This is a genomic window from Kordia sp., assembly GCF_965224175.1.
GTDB lineage: Bacteria > Bacteroidota > Bacteroidia > Flavobacteriales > Flavobacteriaceae > Kordia.
On sequence record NZ_OZ245041.1, the window covers coordinates 5079342 to 5092979 of the forward strand.

Below are 13638 nucleotides of genomic sequence, written 5' to 3' on the forward strand. Positions count from 1 at the left end.
GAACAGTGAACTATCTTTTGAGAAAAATCAAGGAAAAAATTGTATTGACAAGAACACAAGAAGCATATCTTCTTTCAAAAATCAATACGATTCATTTTAAGAAAAATGATTTTTTTATCACGCCTGGAGAAACTTGCACACAAATTGGATACATCAACACAGGTTTATTGAGAGTTTTTAATGTAGATTCTTATGGAAATGAAATTACGAATTGGCTTATTACTGATGGAGAGTTAGCAACGGAAATTCTTAGTTTTTTAAACCAAGAACCTACACAAGAGTATATTCAATGTATTGAAAATACTACTATGGAGTATTTTACATATCAAGATTTACAAGAGATTTATAAAATAGTTCCAGAAATGCATGAATGTATGAAGCTCATCAATGAAGAACTCCTGATTAGTATAAAAAAATACATCTTATCTAATATACATCTATCTGCGGAAGAACGCTACGAGCAGTTATTAAAAGTGCGTCCAAAACTTTTTCAAAAAGCACCACTAAAACATATAGCATCTTTTTTAGGTATGACAGATAGTACGTTGAGTAGAGTGCGAAGAAAATTGCTTGTGACTTAATTTCTTGCCTTTTGTCAAGAACATCTTGTTAGACTCATGATAATTTTGGATCAAATTAAATTCAACAATTATGAGTCAGAAAGCTATAGTAACTTTAGAGGCAAACTTAAAAGACGATTGCATTGATAATTTCTTCTATCTATTATCAAAATATCTTCCTGAAACCAAAATGTATGATGGTTTTATAAGCATTAAAATTCACCAATGCACGACAGAAAATACAATTGTACTACACCAAGAATGGGAATCAATTACTCATTATGAAGCATACTTAAGATGGCGTACTGATAATGGTGTTATGCACATCTTACGCGCTAATTTCACATCAGATCCTATTATTAAATACTGGAATACAGTTATAGTTTAATTAATCACTTTAAAAAAAAATAAGATGTCTACGACTAAAAAAGTAGCACTGATAACTGGTGCGAATAAAGGAATTGGCTTTGAAACAGCTAAAACATTATTAGAAAAAGGATACATCGTAATCTTAGGTGTAAGAGATGAGAAAAAAGGACAACATGCTGTACATCAATTGCAAAATGTAAATGCAAGATATGTTGTAATAGATGTAACGGATGAAAAATCTATCTCTTTAGCAGAACAATATATACATGATAATTTCGGTAAACTTGATGTATTAGTCAATAACGCAGGTATTTGGATAGATTTTGGAGTTCCTATGCTAGAGGTTTCTATAAAAGATATTGAAACTACATTAAAAGTAAATACAGTTGGTGTGATTGCAGTTATAAAAGAGTTTATCCCATTATTGAAAAAATCGGAATCAGGAAATATTATAAATGTATCAAGTGGTTTGGCGTCGCTAAATCAAAATTCAGATCCTACTTACGAATATTATGATTATAAATCGTTGGCATATAGTACGTCAAAAAGTGCTTTAAATATGGTAACGATTCTCTTTTCTTATGAATTGAAAGCAGCAAATATAAAAGTAAATGCTGCTGATCCTGGATATTGTGCAACAGATTTAAATGGTAAAACAGGTCCAAGAACTCCACAACAAGGTTCAAAGATTATTGTAAAACTGGCAACGCTTCCTAGCAATGGACCTACAGGAGGTTTCTTTGATGAAAATGATAAAATAGAATGGTAATAAAACGTAAAAATAGCATGTGTAAATCAATTTTTAAATTAGTGATATTAGTACTTCTAGTATCATCATGTAACAATAGAACTGCAAAAACGAATACTATAGAAACTTCTGAAATTAAAATTACGCAAGTAGAAGAAGTATTAAACGCTTATATGTCAGCATGGGCAGCGCATGATGTAGACAAAATAGGTGGTTTTTTTGCAGAAGATGTAAAGTGGTATAACTTACCTGTAGATGATACTATGGAAGGAAAAGCAAAAGTAACCAAAGCAATAACGGATACTTTTATGGGAAATATTCCAGACATGTATTGGGCAAGAAGCGGCGATGTATTTATTACAGATTCTACCATAGTATACGAATGGATATATGGAGGAACATTTAATGGAAAATGGGGTGACATCAACATTGAAAATAAAAATTTTTCAATTAAAGGAATGAGTACAACCACAATCAATAAACAAGGAAAAATTACTGCTCAAAAAGATTACTATGATTTTTACAGTCTGCAAAAAGCACTTGGCATCATACAATAACGTGTAGTATATAAAAGCATCTTGCGAAAGGTGCTTTTCCTTTATAGGTATTTAAATCAAGGTGAAATACCATACGTATTTATGAAAATAAAATCTTAATCTACATTAAGATTAAAATGTAAAGTGCATTATAATTTTGAAAATGAAAAAAAATAAATCTTATGAAAACATATAGCCAAGTACTTTTAACTTCTAACATCTTAAAAACAAAAGAAAAAGAGTTATTCGCTTTTTTAGAAAAAAATCTTCCGAATGTTCGAAATTTTGAAGGTTGTCATTCTGTTTGGGTATACTATAACTCAGAAACAGCAACCATGATTTTTAATGAAGAGTGGGAAAGTAAGGAACATCATAAAAAATATATTGACTTTATTTCAAAGAATGGAGTTATGAATCAACTAATAGCTTTCTTAGAGGAGCCACCAATGGTAGAATACTATCAAAAATTAGCACTATAAATTATGAATCGAATTTATTTAATAGCATTTGCATTTGTCATTACATATGCAATTTCCTGTACAACACAAGAAAAAAACAAAACAGCAAACGATAAAAATATCAGTATGAATAAAGTAAATGAAAATTTACCAACAATAGGAATTTTAATCTTTGAAGGTGTCATTATGAATGAAGTCATTGCACCTTTAGATGTGTTTTCTAAAAATGAAAAAAATAGCGATAATCAATTATTTAATGTGATTCTTATAGCAAAAGAACACAAAACGTATGTAAGTGCGCAAGGTTTACAGATACTTCCTGATTACACACTAGCAGATGTCCCAAACTTAAAGGTGCTAGTAGTTCCAAGTTCTTATACACCTGAAAAACAAACAGCAGATAAAGAACTTATTGAATTTATCAAACAACAAAATCAAGTTACAGATTATATCTCAAGTCATTGTGCAGGAGCTTTTTTAATTGGAGAAGCAGGTATTGCAGCAGATAAAAATATTGTAACATATGTAACAGGAGGAGAGTTATTAAAAGAGCAATATCCAAATTTAAAAGTAGCAGATGATACCAAAGTTGCTACCATGAAAGATGGAAAGTTTTTATCGTCAAATGGAAACTTAGTAAGTTATACTTCTTCTTTAGAATTACTTGAAATTCTCACAAACAAAACACAACGTTTATATGTTGAAGAATCAATTTTATTAAATGAATTAAAAGCAGCAAAATAAAAAATCAATGCATTATAAATACCGTTTTTTAAGTTTCGTCTTTTTCTTTTTTCTCTATGGACAATTACTTTTTGCACAAGCTTGGTCGTATGTAGGCATTCCTTATACAGATTGGACCTATGATCCGTTTACAATTGAACTGTCTAAACCTTCACAATGGCCTATGGCAGCCGCTGAGAAATTTTACTATGTTGCTCCAGATCATCCAAACGCTACAGATGCCATCATAAATGGAGAACTGACTGGAACATACGGAAGATACGGCTATCCAGATAAACCACGTTTAACAATTCCTTCAAACGGTTGGATTGGTGATACATTTGAAGCAGGAACTGTTATTTGGTTAAAAGGCGGAACCTACGGTATCAATCATAATTTTTATGGCACTTGGTCTCCTGAATTTCATGGAACAAGCTCACAACCTGTTTGGATTCACGGAGATCCTGACGACAAACCAACATTTAAAGGACTTTTATTAGGAATGTATAACAGTCGTCATACTATTGTAGACAATATTCAATGGAATGGTGATAATACAACGAACACAGTGTTGACATTAACTCGAGATAGAGCAGGAGCAACGCATCACATTACATTAAAAAATCTTCTTTTTGAAAATCTAGATTATATTGGCGGCGGCGGAGCTATTGTCGGATTAACTTCTAATACAGCCACTGGAGCAGAATTACATGATGTAGTTGCCTACAATAATGTATTTAAAAACTGTGGCGGAGGTTATGATTGGAGCACAAATGATAATGATCAACATGCATACAAAGTAAATGGTACTATTAACGGTAATGAAGTATACAGAGTGTGGATCGTTAAAAATAATGCTGTCATAGGTGATACTGCAGATCCAGTTGATGGCTTGTATAAAAGTTTATCTGGAAATTTAGTACAAGTTGGAGATCAGATAGCAACAAGTGGTGGGAATCATCATGTGTTTGTCGCTGGAAATTATCAAGAGTTCTCACGTCAAGCCTTAGGTTGGACCAAAAGAGCTTCAGATGTTATCTTTTCTAGTAATCATTGTACAGATACATATGCTTTAGCAGGAGGAAACGGACAAGCATTCGGGCATCAATATAATCTGGGAAGCTATAATTGGTGGATTGCAAATATTGCTACCCGAAATGGAACAGGCTGGCAGCATACTGCAAACGATCCGATGGAAGGACCACTGTTTATTATAGGAAATCTTTTTTATAACAACAGAGATAATGAAAGTAATACCAACTGGCGCTTATGTTCAGGAATTACTTTATTCTCTCAACACGGAGAACATTATATTATTAATAATGTTTTTGATAATAGTTGTCATGGAATATGGTCTGGTACTAATAGACATGGTAATACAGATAAATTACATATTTACAATAATATCTTTACCAATATCTCTGCAACGGTAGATCAATCTTCAAGAGCAATGACATTCGATACCACAAATGGAATGGACGTTTATTTGGGAAACAATCTTTTTGACTCGTACAATGGAGACGTAAGAATAAACGGAACAAATTATGTGACAATAAACGATCTCAACAATCAAACATGGGCAACAAATAATATTACCGGAGCTCCATTATATATAGATGCAAATAATGAAAACTATGATATTTCTCAAAATTCACCCGCCATTGACAATGGAACACAAACCTATATAGATGGTTCACTAGATGCGTATCAACAGTATATCGATAGATATTCAGGAGATCCCCAATATCCTGGAAACCCCCAAGATTACTGGCCTGAAGATATTCTTCATAGAAACCGAATTGTCAATGGCGTTGTTGATATAGGAGCGCATGAATACGGAACTACCTTATCGGTTACAGATGATATTCTAAATCCTAACATCAAGATTTATCCTAATCCAACGGACGATATCATACATATCAATCTTGGAAACGAAAATTTCTTATCAGCAATACTTTATGATGTATCAGGAAAAAAGATTAAAACAATACATAAGGCAACATTCTCTTTAAAAGAACTAAGTCAAGGTGTTTATATCATTAAAATTTTCACTCAAAGTGGAAATGTATCTCATAAAAGAATAATTAAGCAATAAACTCAGTACCCAATATATTTATATTATTCAACGATACATTCACGTAGAAAGAATAATTCCCTAAAACTTTCATCGTCTATAATAAACGATAAAGTATTTTTCAATTTTTAAAAATCAAATTATAATACATCCTTCTTTCAGAAATTTAAGAGATGGAAAAATTACTACATCAATAATTTTTCCATCTCTTATTTCCTTTTTAACCCTTATTTTTTCCTCTTAGCAAAGGTTTATAGTATATACTTTGCTTGTAAGTGCTTGATTTGTGGAAGATTTAAAAAACAAATAACTTTTAACAAAATGAAAAAAAATAATACAAAAAGCACGTTCTTTTTTATAGCATTGATGATTTTATTACAAAGTTGCAGCAGTGATGATGATGCTACTTTAGTTGATCCGCAACCAAATACTTCAACAGTTCAATTAGCAAATAATGCTACATTAGGAAATATTCTAACAGATGCAGAAGGTAAATCTCTTTATTTCTTCTCTAGAGATACTAAAGATACTTCAGCATGTTTAGGTGGATGTGTAGATGTTTGGCCAATATTTTACGCTGAAAATTTATCAGCTGGAACGGGATTAAATACAGCCGACTTTGCAACAATTACACGTACAGATGGGCAATTACAAACAACGTACAAAGGTTGGCCATTATATTACTTTGCGAATGATAACGCTGCTGGCGATACAAACGGAGAAGATGTAAACAATGTTTGGTATGTAGCCAAACCAGATTATTCACTCATGTACGCACAATCACAATTAGTAGGTCATGACGGTAATAACTACACAAGTACTTATACACTAGGTGATGAAGCTACAAGCTATATTGTTAGTATAGGAGGAAGAACTATGTATACGTTTATGAATGACACACGTAACACAAACAATTTTACAAACGCAGATTTTTCAAACAATGGCGTATGGCCAATAGTAGAAATAACATTAGATCAAATACCAAGTATTTTAAACAATGATGATTTCGGAACAATTGATGTTCACGGTAGAACGCAATTAACGTATAGAGGTTGGCCATTATATTATTTTGGTCAAGACACAGTTAGAGGTGAAAACAAAGGAATAAGCTTTCCAGCTCCAGGTGTTTGGCCAATTGCGAATGTAAATACTGAAATGGCTCCAATGCCAGATTCTCCGACAGTTCAGTTGTCAAATGATGCTGCATTAGGAAGTATTCTAACGGATGCAGATGGTAATACACTTTATTTCTTCTCTAGAGATACGAAAGATACTTCAGTATGTTTAGGCGGATGTTTAAATGCTTGGCCAATATTTTACACAGAAAACGTTTCAGTAGCAACTGGATTAAATACGGCTGATTTTGCAACCATTACACGTACAGATGGGCAATTACAAACAACGTACAAAGGATGGCCTTTATACTACTTCGCAAATGATAGCGCTGCTGGCGATACAAACGGAGAAGATGTAAATAGTGTTTGGTATGTAGCTAAGCCAGATTATTCACTTATGTATGTGCAATCACAATTAGTAGGTCATGATGGTAACAACTACACAAGTACTTATACAGTAGGTGATGAAGCTACAAGTTATATTGTAGATATAGAAGGGAAAACTATGTATACGTTTATGAACGATACAAACAACACTAACAATTTTACAAACGCAGATTTCTCAAACAATGGCGTATGGCCAATAGTAGAAATAACATTAGATCAAATACCAAGTATTTTAAATAATGGCGATTTTGGAACAATCGATGTTCACGGTAGAACCCAATTAACCTACAAAGGATGGCCTCTCTATTATTTTGGGCAAGATGCAGCTAGAGGTGACAATAAAGGAATTAGCTTTCCAGCTCCAGGTGTTTGGCCAATTGCGAACGTAAATACAACTGCAGCTCCAAATTAGATTCGTAGTTTTAATTTTAGGATAAAATTACTTATTCCCAAATTTTCTAAAACCTCATTAAAGCACTGAAATCGTATGATGAACAGTGCTTTTTTGTGTTAAAAATCTTCTTTGATAGTTCTTAATCCTTTTAATAGATATACAATATTCAGTTATATTTGTTTAGAAAAAACAACGAATCACTAGATGATGAACATACGATTATGTACCTATATAGTATTAATTGCTACTTTTTTTGCTTGTGGCGATAAAAAAGAAGTATCAAAAACATCTTCAAATACGATCGAAGCGACTCAGAAAGATAGTACTATTGAGATTACTAAAAGTTCAACGTTAGAAGAAAAAATTGCTGCAATCAAATCTAACTTTTTAATGATTGAAAAACAGCTTTCTTCTTTAGAAAAAAAAGAAGTAGAAGAATTTGTTGGCGGAGGTGTTACAAAAAGAGAAGGGTATTTTAAAGATGGAGTTCCTAAAAAGCTAGCATATGGAAATTATGGAGAACATGGTTCTGAAGTACACACTTTCTATTTTAATAATAACGAATTATTTTTTGTATTAGAAGAAGAGTATAGTGAAGCTTCTATGCAAGGACCGTTTACAAAGAAAGATATTCGCTATTACATTCATGATGGTCAATTAATTCGTGTATTAGAAAAAGAAAAAACAGTCAAATCTGGAGAAATAGATACATCTGATGCTCAAAATGTAGATGTAACCGATCAATGGAAATCAAAACCCAATGTAGTTTCGGAATTGGAAAACATTTTTCATCAAGAAAGCGCATCTTTGACTGAAGCAAAAACTATTGGATTGAATGCAGAACGTTGGATTAGTACTGACGATGCAAATGCTGGAATAGAAATTAAAAACGGACGATTTTATATGTTTCATAAAATAGCCGATAAAATTGTGACAACTGCATATGATTACGAACTTGATGAAAAAGACGGAATTGAATATTTAACACTAAAAAATGACAATGGCGATAAAATCATTTATGGATTACTCGAATATTCTGATGAAAGCATGGTACTAAGTTATTTAGATCGTGGAAGTACATTAACTTACAAAAAAGAAAAGTAACACTTATGGTACATGAAGGAACAGGACCTTTATTAAAGAGTGGTAGTTATTATCATTTAGAAGTTTCAGCCGATATCGTAAATCAGTTTGAAAAGAAACGTGCTACACGCTTAATTTGTACAATTGATGATAAAGTTACGTTACAATGTGGTTTAAATCATTTAGGAAACGGAAATTTCTATATAATGCTCGCCAAGCGATACATAAAGCAATTGGATAAAGAAGCAGGTGAAACGATTTCGTATCGTATTACACAAGATCCAAATCCATTAGGCGTAGAAATTCCAGAAGTTTTAGAAGTATTCTTAGCACAAGATATTGATGGGAAAGCTATTTTTGATAAACTGACTGATGGAAGAAAACGCACACTAATTTTTAGTGTATTGCGTATTAAAAATGTTGATAAACAAGTAGAAACAATTATGAAATTCCTACAAGCAGAACATGAAAAGATGCGTAAAAAAAGTGGTTGGTAAATTTAATCTAACAGCAACAATATAGTATCAACCGAAGCTAGTAAATCTTCCTCATTAGCATCAGCTTTAGATACTACTTTAATTCCATTGTAAAATGTATGTAGAAGTGAAGCCAAATTTCTACTATTCTTTTCTGCTGAAATTTCTCCAGAGTCAATTCCTGATTGTAAAAAATCTTGAAAAATTCCTATCATAAAAGCTTTATTTTCTTTTACGACGCTTAGCATTTCGTCATCATTGGGAACAAGCTCCATAGTAGCATTTATGACAAAACAACCTCTGTGTTCTGTGTCGCAAACAGCTTCTGAAATGCCATGCTGAAACAATCTTCTAAATCCTTCTTTCACAGTTTTCTGACTTTCCAGAAAAGCTTGCAATTGTTTTCTATTTACAGTTCTGTAGTGTTCAAAAGCTTTGTTAAAAAGTTCTTTCTTTCCGCCATACGTATCATAAATACTTGCACGATTGATACCTAAATAATTGACCAAATCTTGCATAGAAGTAGCGTGAAAACCATTTCGCCAAAAAAGGCACATCGCCTTATTCAGTGTTTCTTCTTCATTAAATTTTTTAACTCTCGGCATAAAAATAAGAATTGTAGAGACCGTAAAAACAGTCGCTACAAAAATACATATATTCTTTGTATGTTTTTAATTAGTTTGAAAGCTCAATGTTAAGAGCAATATTTTTATTCTTTTTTGCAATCTTTTTTATTTTTTTTGGCGGAATCCATTTTCCTCCATAACTCAACCAAGTATTTTTTTCTTTACTTCGTTTTTCCATGCCAATTCCTGGTTCTATAACATTAGTCATATGCTTGGAATTGAATATGTTTTGTTTTAGGTTTAAACGATCAACTACAATAAAAAGCCCATTTTCAGGAAAGAGTAGCTTTTTATCACTCAAATCAATTGTAATTTCATTTTTCCCACTTTTTGTTTCTAAAATAATATAAGAACTCAAATGTTTGTCTGTTGGATTTCCATCTTTATCAGCTTCAATTAAATGCATTCTAAATTTTACATTTTCTAAAGTAGATACAGTAACTAAAGATACTTTCTTAACAAAAGTATTTTGCTTGTATTCTTTTTTATGTTCATAAAATCGAGCAAATGAATAATGTCCGTTGAGATAAAACATATTAATATCATTATAATCTTCATATGAATTCAACGATATAATTTGGGGATTTTTAATCTTAGTAATCACAACCGCGTCTAACTGAATATCTTGAGGATTTAGTTTGATATTGTTTATTTTCTTAGCGGGCAATTCTACTTTTTCATATCCTAAATAAGAAATTAATAATGTATCTCCGACCTTTCCTTTCTCAATTTCAAAATTTCCATCTATATCTGTAGTACTTCCTTTTAACGTATTTTTTACCCAAACATTTGCGAATACTACGGGAACGCCTGTTTTGCTATCAGTTAAATTACCTGATATTTGACCAAAGCATAAATTTGAAATAAGAACGATTAAAATAAATTGTATTTTTTTCATAAGTATAAAAAACGTAGTAAATGTAAATTTATTTTAAAATTCTATTTCTTCTATAATTTACCTCTATGCATTGAAAAACTATTTCCTTTGAAGTAATCAAAGGAAATAGTCAATAAAGTATATCAAATACTAACTTAATAAAGGATTTACATTCATTCCTCCATCAACATTGTATTCACTTCCTGTAATAAATGATGCTTCATCAGAGGCTAAAAATGCAACTAAATTGGCAACATCTTCTGGTTGTCCATATCGTTTTAATGGAATACGTTGTTTCATAGCTTCGGCTAAACCATTTAGTTGTTCTTCAGGTAATCCTGTTTTTTCAAAAATTGGAGTTTCAACTGGACCAGGATTTACAGCATTCACACGAATTTTTCTTGGAGCTAATTCTGTAGCTGCAGTTCTAGTATATGAATTTAACGCTGCTTTCGTTGCTGCATAAATAGCAGTGTTTGGCATTCCTGTATATGCATTAATAGAAGATAAATTAATAATAGAAGCTCCGTCATTTAAAATTGGTAAAAACTTTTCTGTGGTAAATACAGCACCTTTAAAATTAATTCCAAACTGAGTATCATATACTTCTTCTGTAATTTGACCAACTGGCGCAGGCGTAAAAATTCCGGCATTTACAAATAAAACATCTACATTTCCATGCGAACTTTTTACTTGATCTACTAAATTATCAATCGCGTCAAGAGAAGTTACATCGGCAACAATTCCCGTAACACCTAACTCATTTGCTGCTTTCTCTACACGTTCTTGTGATCTACCAGTAATAACAACATGCGCACCTTTTTCTTTTAATTTTGCCGCAGAAGCGTATCCAATTCCACTATTTCCTCCTGTAACGACAGCTACTTTTCCTTGTAATGTATTCATTTTTTTGTTTTTCTATTTAAAAATTTATTTTGGAACGATCATTCTGATACAAAAGTATAAATAATAGAACGATCATTCCAAATAAAAAATGAATTATTTTTTGATACATTTGAAAAGCAAATCGTATTTACATAAAATCATGGAAAATAAACTACAACACATAACGCCAAATCAGTTTGTAAAAACGCTTACAATCATACATCTAGCCTTAGTTGTTGGTGTGGTAATTTTTACGTGTGTGACTTTGTTTTTGAATAAAGATGCGATGAATTTTGAATTTTCTGGAGAAGATAGCTTTCTGCTAATATATCCCGTTATTGCTATCGGTGGAGTTTCCATGAGTCAATTACTTTTTAAGAAAATGCTAGCGGTTGCAAAACAAAAAACAGACTTAATAGCTATGTTAGGTCAGTATCAAACGGCTTCACTTATAAAATATGTTCTAATAGAAGGACCAGCGATGATAGGAACTGTTTTTTTCTTATTAACCAATAATGCAGCATTTATCGCTATTGCAGGATTATTGATCGCTTTTTTAGTACTACAAAGACCCACAAAAACTAAAATTGAAAGTGATTTAGCGTTACGTGGTGAACTTCGTAATCAGTTTCAACGTTATGATGAGGTCATTGAATAAATTTACAATATTGATATGATCCAACTACCTCATTGTATTTCCAGCGTCAAAGAAAAACTATACGATGCCAATAGTTTTGAGTTCTCTAATCTGTACTTATCTACTGAAAGTACTGAATATGAAGCGTGTTCGTTTCATTTAGGAGAAGTAAAGATTATCTGTAGAACGGCAAAAATTACACCTAAAAAAATTGGTCAATTTGTAACGGTTTGGAAACGAAATTCAGATCACATTACAACGCCTTTTCACGAAACAGATGATTTTGATTTTATTGTGATTAATGTTCAGAAAGAGACACAATTGGGACAATTTGTCTTCCCGAAATCAGTATTAATTCAAAAACGAATTGTCGCCACAGATTTGAAAGATGGCAAACGAGGAATTCGCGTATATCCATCTTGGGATACACCAACAAGTAAACAAGCAATCAAAACACAAGCTTGGCAATTGGATTATTTTTTACCAATCAACTCTACTACAAATAATGTAGAGACGATCAAGCGTTTATACTGTAAAGATTTTTAAATTCATGCAACCTTTTTGATCTTTTCTTGTCTTTTGAAATACATCAATCAAAAAACAAAGGTCATGAAAAATAGAATTGTAGGAATCGATATTGCCAGAGCCTTGGCAATTATTGGGATGATTCTTGTAAATTTTAAAATGATCTTTGGACAAGAAGGAGCGAGTTGGCTACAAAACTTTATCGCTATTTTTGAAGGCAAAGCAGCAGCTTTATTTGTAATTCTGGCAGGAATTGGAATTGCTTTTATGACCAATACTGCCGTAAAGAATAAAGACGAACAAAAATTGCGTCAAGCACAAAAAAGAATCTTCAAAAGAGCTATACTGTTATTTTTTATTGGACTTTCATACATTGTGATTTGGCCAGCTGATATTCTTCATTTCTACGGAATATATATGTTGTTGACACTTTTAGTATTAAAGCAAAATCCAATATATGCGCTCTTAATTGCAATTTGTCTTATATGTCTTTATCCAATATTGATGTTTTTTATTGAATATGATTTAGGCTGGAATTTTCAAGATTTTACATATTCAGATTTCTGGACTTTTGACGGTTTTTTTAGAAACTTATGCTATAATGGATTTCATCCTGTCATTCCTTGGACAGCTTTTATGTTGATAGGAGTATGGTTTGGAAGACAAGATTTACACAATGAAACATTTATAAAAAGAACATTTTTTGCTTGCTTGACAATAGCAATTTCGGTAAAGCTGCTATCCGTAGGATTATTGGTTTATTTGTCAAATGGAAATGGAGCTATGGTAACAGAATTAGCTCCAATATTGGACACAAGTCCGATGCCGCCTTTACCAATATATATGTTTTTATCAAGTAGTATTGCCCTGTGTATTGTTTGTAGTTGTATTTGGATTGCTAAGCGAGTACGACATGGTTTAGTTATTGATGCATTAAAAAGCACAGGGCAATTAGCACTAACTTTTTATGTAGCACATGTTGTCATAGGAATTGGATGTGTAGAATTACTTTCAATCACAAGCATAGGAAACTTTTCCCTAGAATTTTCAGTGATTTATGCGATTATTTTTAGCCTATTTTGTATTGTATTTGCTACCATTTGGCTGCGTTATCAAAAAGTTGGTCCATTGGAATGGATGTTGCGAAAATTGACAAACTAAGCGT

16 protein-coding genes are annotated in these 13638 nt (G+C 32.0%); 13 read left to right on the forward strand and 3 right to left on the reverse strand.

What is annotated here, in order from left to right; genetic code table 11:
• Positions 1 to 17 precede the first annotated feature (17 nt).
• The 10 genes from ACOQOS_RS22140 to ACOQOS_RS22185 all read left to right on the forward strand — a co-directional run bounded on the left by ACOQOS_RS22140 (position 18) and on the right by ACOQOS_RS22185 (position 8944).
• The gene (locus ACOQOS_RS22140; RefSeq protein WP_420572608.1) at positions 18 to 581 is read left to right on the forward strand and encodes a Crp/Fnr family transcriptional regulator; all 564 of its coding nucleotides are present in this window, start codon (positions 18 to 20) and stop codon (positions 579 to 581) included.
• Between the two features lie 70 nt (positions 582 to 651).
• Entirely contained in the window at positions 652 to 948 is a 297-nt protein-coding gene (locus ACOQOS_RS22145) for a putative quinol monooxygenase (protein WP_420572609.1), read from the forward strand.
• Positions 949 to 972: 24 nt separating this feature from the next.
• Entirely contained in the window at positions 973 to 1698 is a 726-nt protein-coding gene (locus ACOQOS_RS22150) for an SDR family oxidoreductase (RefSeq protein ID WP_420572610.1), read from the forward strand.
• 17 nt (positions 1699 to 1715) lie between these two features.
• Positions 1716 to 2234 (forward strand): nuclear transport factor 2 family protein, encoded by a 519-nt coding sequence (locus tag ACOQOS_RS22155; RefSeq protein WP_420572611.1) that lies wholly within the window; start codon positions 1716 to 1718, stop codon positions 2232 to 2234.
• 161 nt (positions 2235 to 2395) lie between these two features.
• Positions 2396 to 2692 carry a hypothetical protein gene (locus tag ACOQOS_RS22160; RefSeq protein ID WP_420572612.1) on the forward strand — a complete coding sequence of 99 codons (297 nt, stop codon included), beginning with the start codon at positions 2396 to 2398 and terminating at the stop codon, positions 2690 to 2692.
• A gap of 3 nt (positions 2693 to 2695) precedes the next feature.
• Positions 2696 to 3415, forward strand: coding sequence for a DJ-1/PfpI family protein (locus tag ACOQOS_RS22165; protein ID WP_420572613.1), 720 nt, complete (start codon positions 2696 to 2698; stop codon positions 3413 to 3415).
• 7 nt (positions 3416 to 3422) lie between these two features.
• Positions 3423 to 5489, forward strand: a complete 2067-nt coding sequence (locus tag ACOQOS_RS22170) for a T9SS type A sorting domain-containing protein (RefSeq protein WP_420572614.1) — start codon at positions 3423 to 3425, stop codon at positions 5487 to 5489.
• Positions 5490 to 5789: 300 nt separating this feature from the next.
• A complete protein-coding gene (locus ACOQOS_RS22175; protein ID WP_420572615.1) occupies positions 5790 to 7382 on the forward strand; it encodes a hypothetical protein in 1593 nt (530 codons plus the stop codon).
• A gap of 186 nt (positions 7383 to 7568) precedes the next feature.
• The gene (locus ACOQOS_RS22180; protein ID WP_420572616.1) at positions 7569 to 8468 is read left to right on the forward strand and encodes a hypothetical protein; all 900 of its coding nucleotides are present in this window, start codon (positions 7569 to 7571) and stop codon (positions 8466 to 8468) included.
• A gap of 5 nt (positions 8469 to 8473) precedes the next feature.
• A complete protein-coding gene (locus tag ACOQOS_RS22185) occupies positions 8474 to 8944 on the forward strand; it encodes a DUF1905 domain-containing protein (protein ID WP_420572617.1) in 471 nt (156 codons plus the stop codon).
• A 2-nt stretch (positions 8945 to 8946) separates the two neighbouring features.
• On the opposite strand, the gene ACOQOS_RS22190 is transcribed toward ACOQOS_RS22185, so the two are convergent.
• The 3 genes from ACOQOS_RS22190 to ACOQOS_RS22200 form a co-directional block, all read right to left on the reverse strand.
• Entirely contained in the window at positions 8947 to 9528 is a 582-nt protein-coding gene (locus tag ACOQOS_RS22190; RefSeq protein ID WP_420572618.1) for a TetR/AcrR family transcriptional regulator, read from the reverse strand.
• A 70-nt stretch (positions 9529 to 9598) separates the two neighbouring features.
• Positions 9599 to 10447: a carboxypeptidase-like regulatory domain-containing protein gene (locus ACOQOS_RS22195; protein WP_420572619.1), complete on the reverse strand. Its 849-nt coding sequence runs from the start codon at positions 10445 to 10447 to the stop codon at positions 9599 to 9601.
• Positions 10448 to 10576: 129 nt separating this feature from the next.
• The gene (locus ACOQOS_RS22200; RefSeq protein ID WP_420572620.1) at positions 10577 to 11332 is read right to left on the reverse strand and encodes an SDR family NAD(P)-dependent oxidoreductase; all 756 of its coding nucleotides are present in this window, start codon (positions 11330 to 11332) and stop codon (positions 10577 to 10579) included.
• A 139-nt stretch (positions 11333 to 11471) separates the two neighbouring features.
• Here ACOQOS_RS22200 and ACOQOS_RS22205 point away from each other — a divergent pair, with 139 nt between their 5' ends.
• From ACOQOS_RS22205 to ACOQOS_RS22215, 3 genes are all read left to right on the forward strand, one after another.
• Positions 11472 to 11969, forward strand: coding sequence for a hypothetical protein (locus tag ACOQOS_RS22205; protein ID WP_420572621.1), 498 nt, complete (start codon positions 11472 to 11474; stop codon positions 11967 to 11969).
• A gap of 15 nt (positions 11970 to 11984) precedes the next feature.
• The gene (locus ACOQOS_RS22210) at positions 11985 to 12494 is read left to right on the forward strand and encodes a MepB family protein (protein WP_420572622.1); all 510 of its coding nucleotides are present in this window, start codon (positions 11985 to 11987) and stop codon (positions 12492 to 12494) included.
• 63 nt (positions 12495 to 12557) lie between these two features.
• Positions 12558 to 13634 carry a DUF418 domain-containing protein gene (locus ACOQOS_RS22215; RefSeq protein WP_420572623.1) on the forward strand — a complete coding sequence of 359 codons (1077 nt, stop codon included), beginning with the start codon at positions 12558 to 12560 and terminating at the stop codon, positions 13632 to 13634.
• Positions 13635 to 13638: the final 4 nt, after the last annotated feature.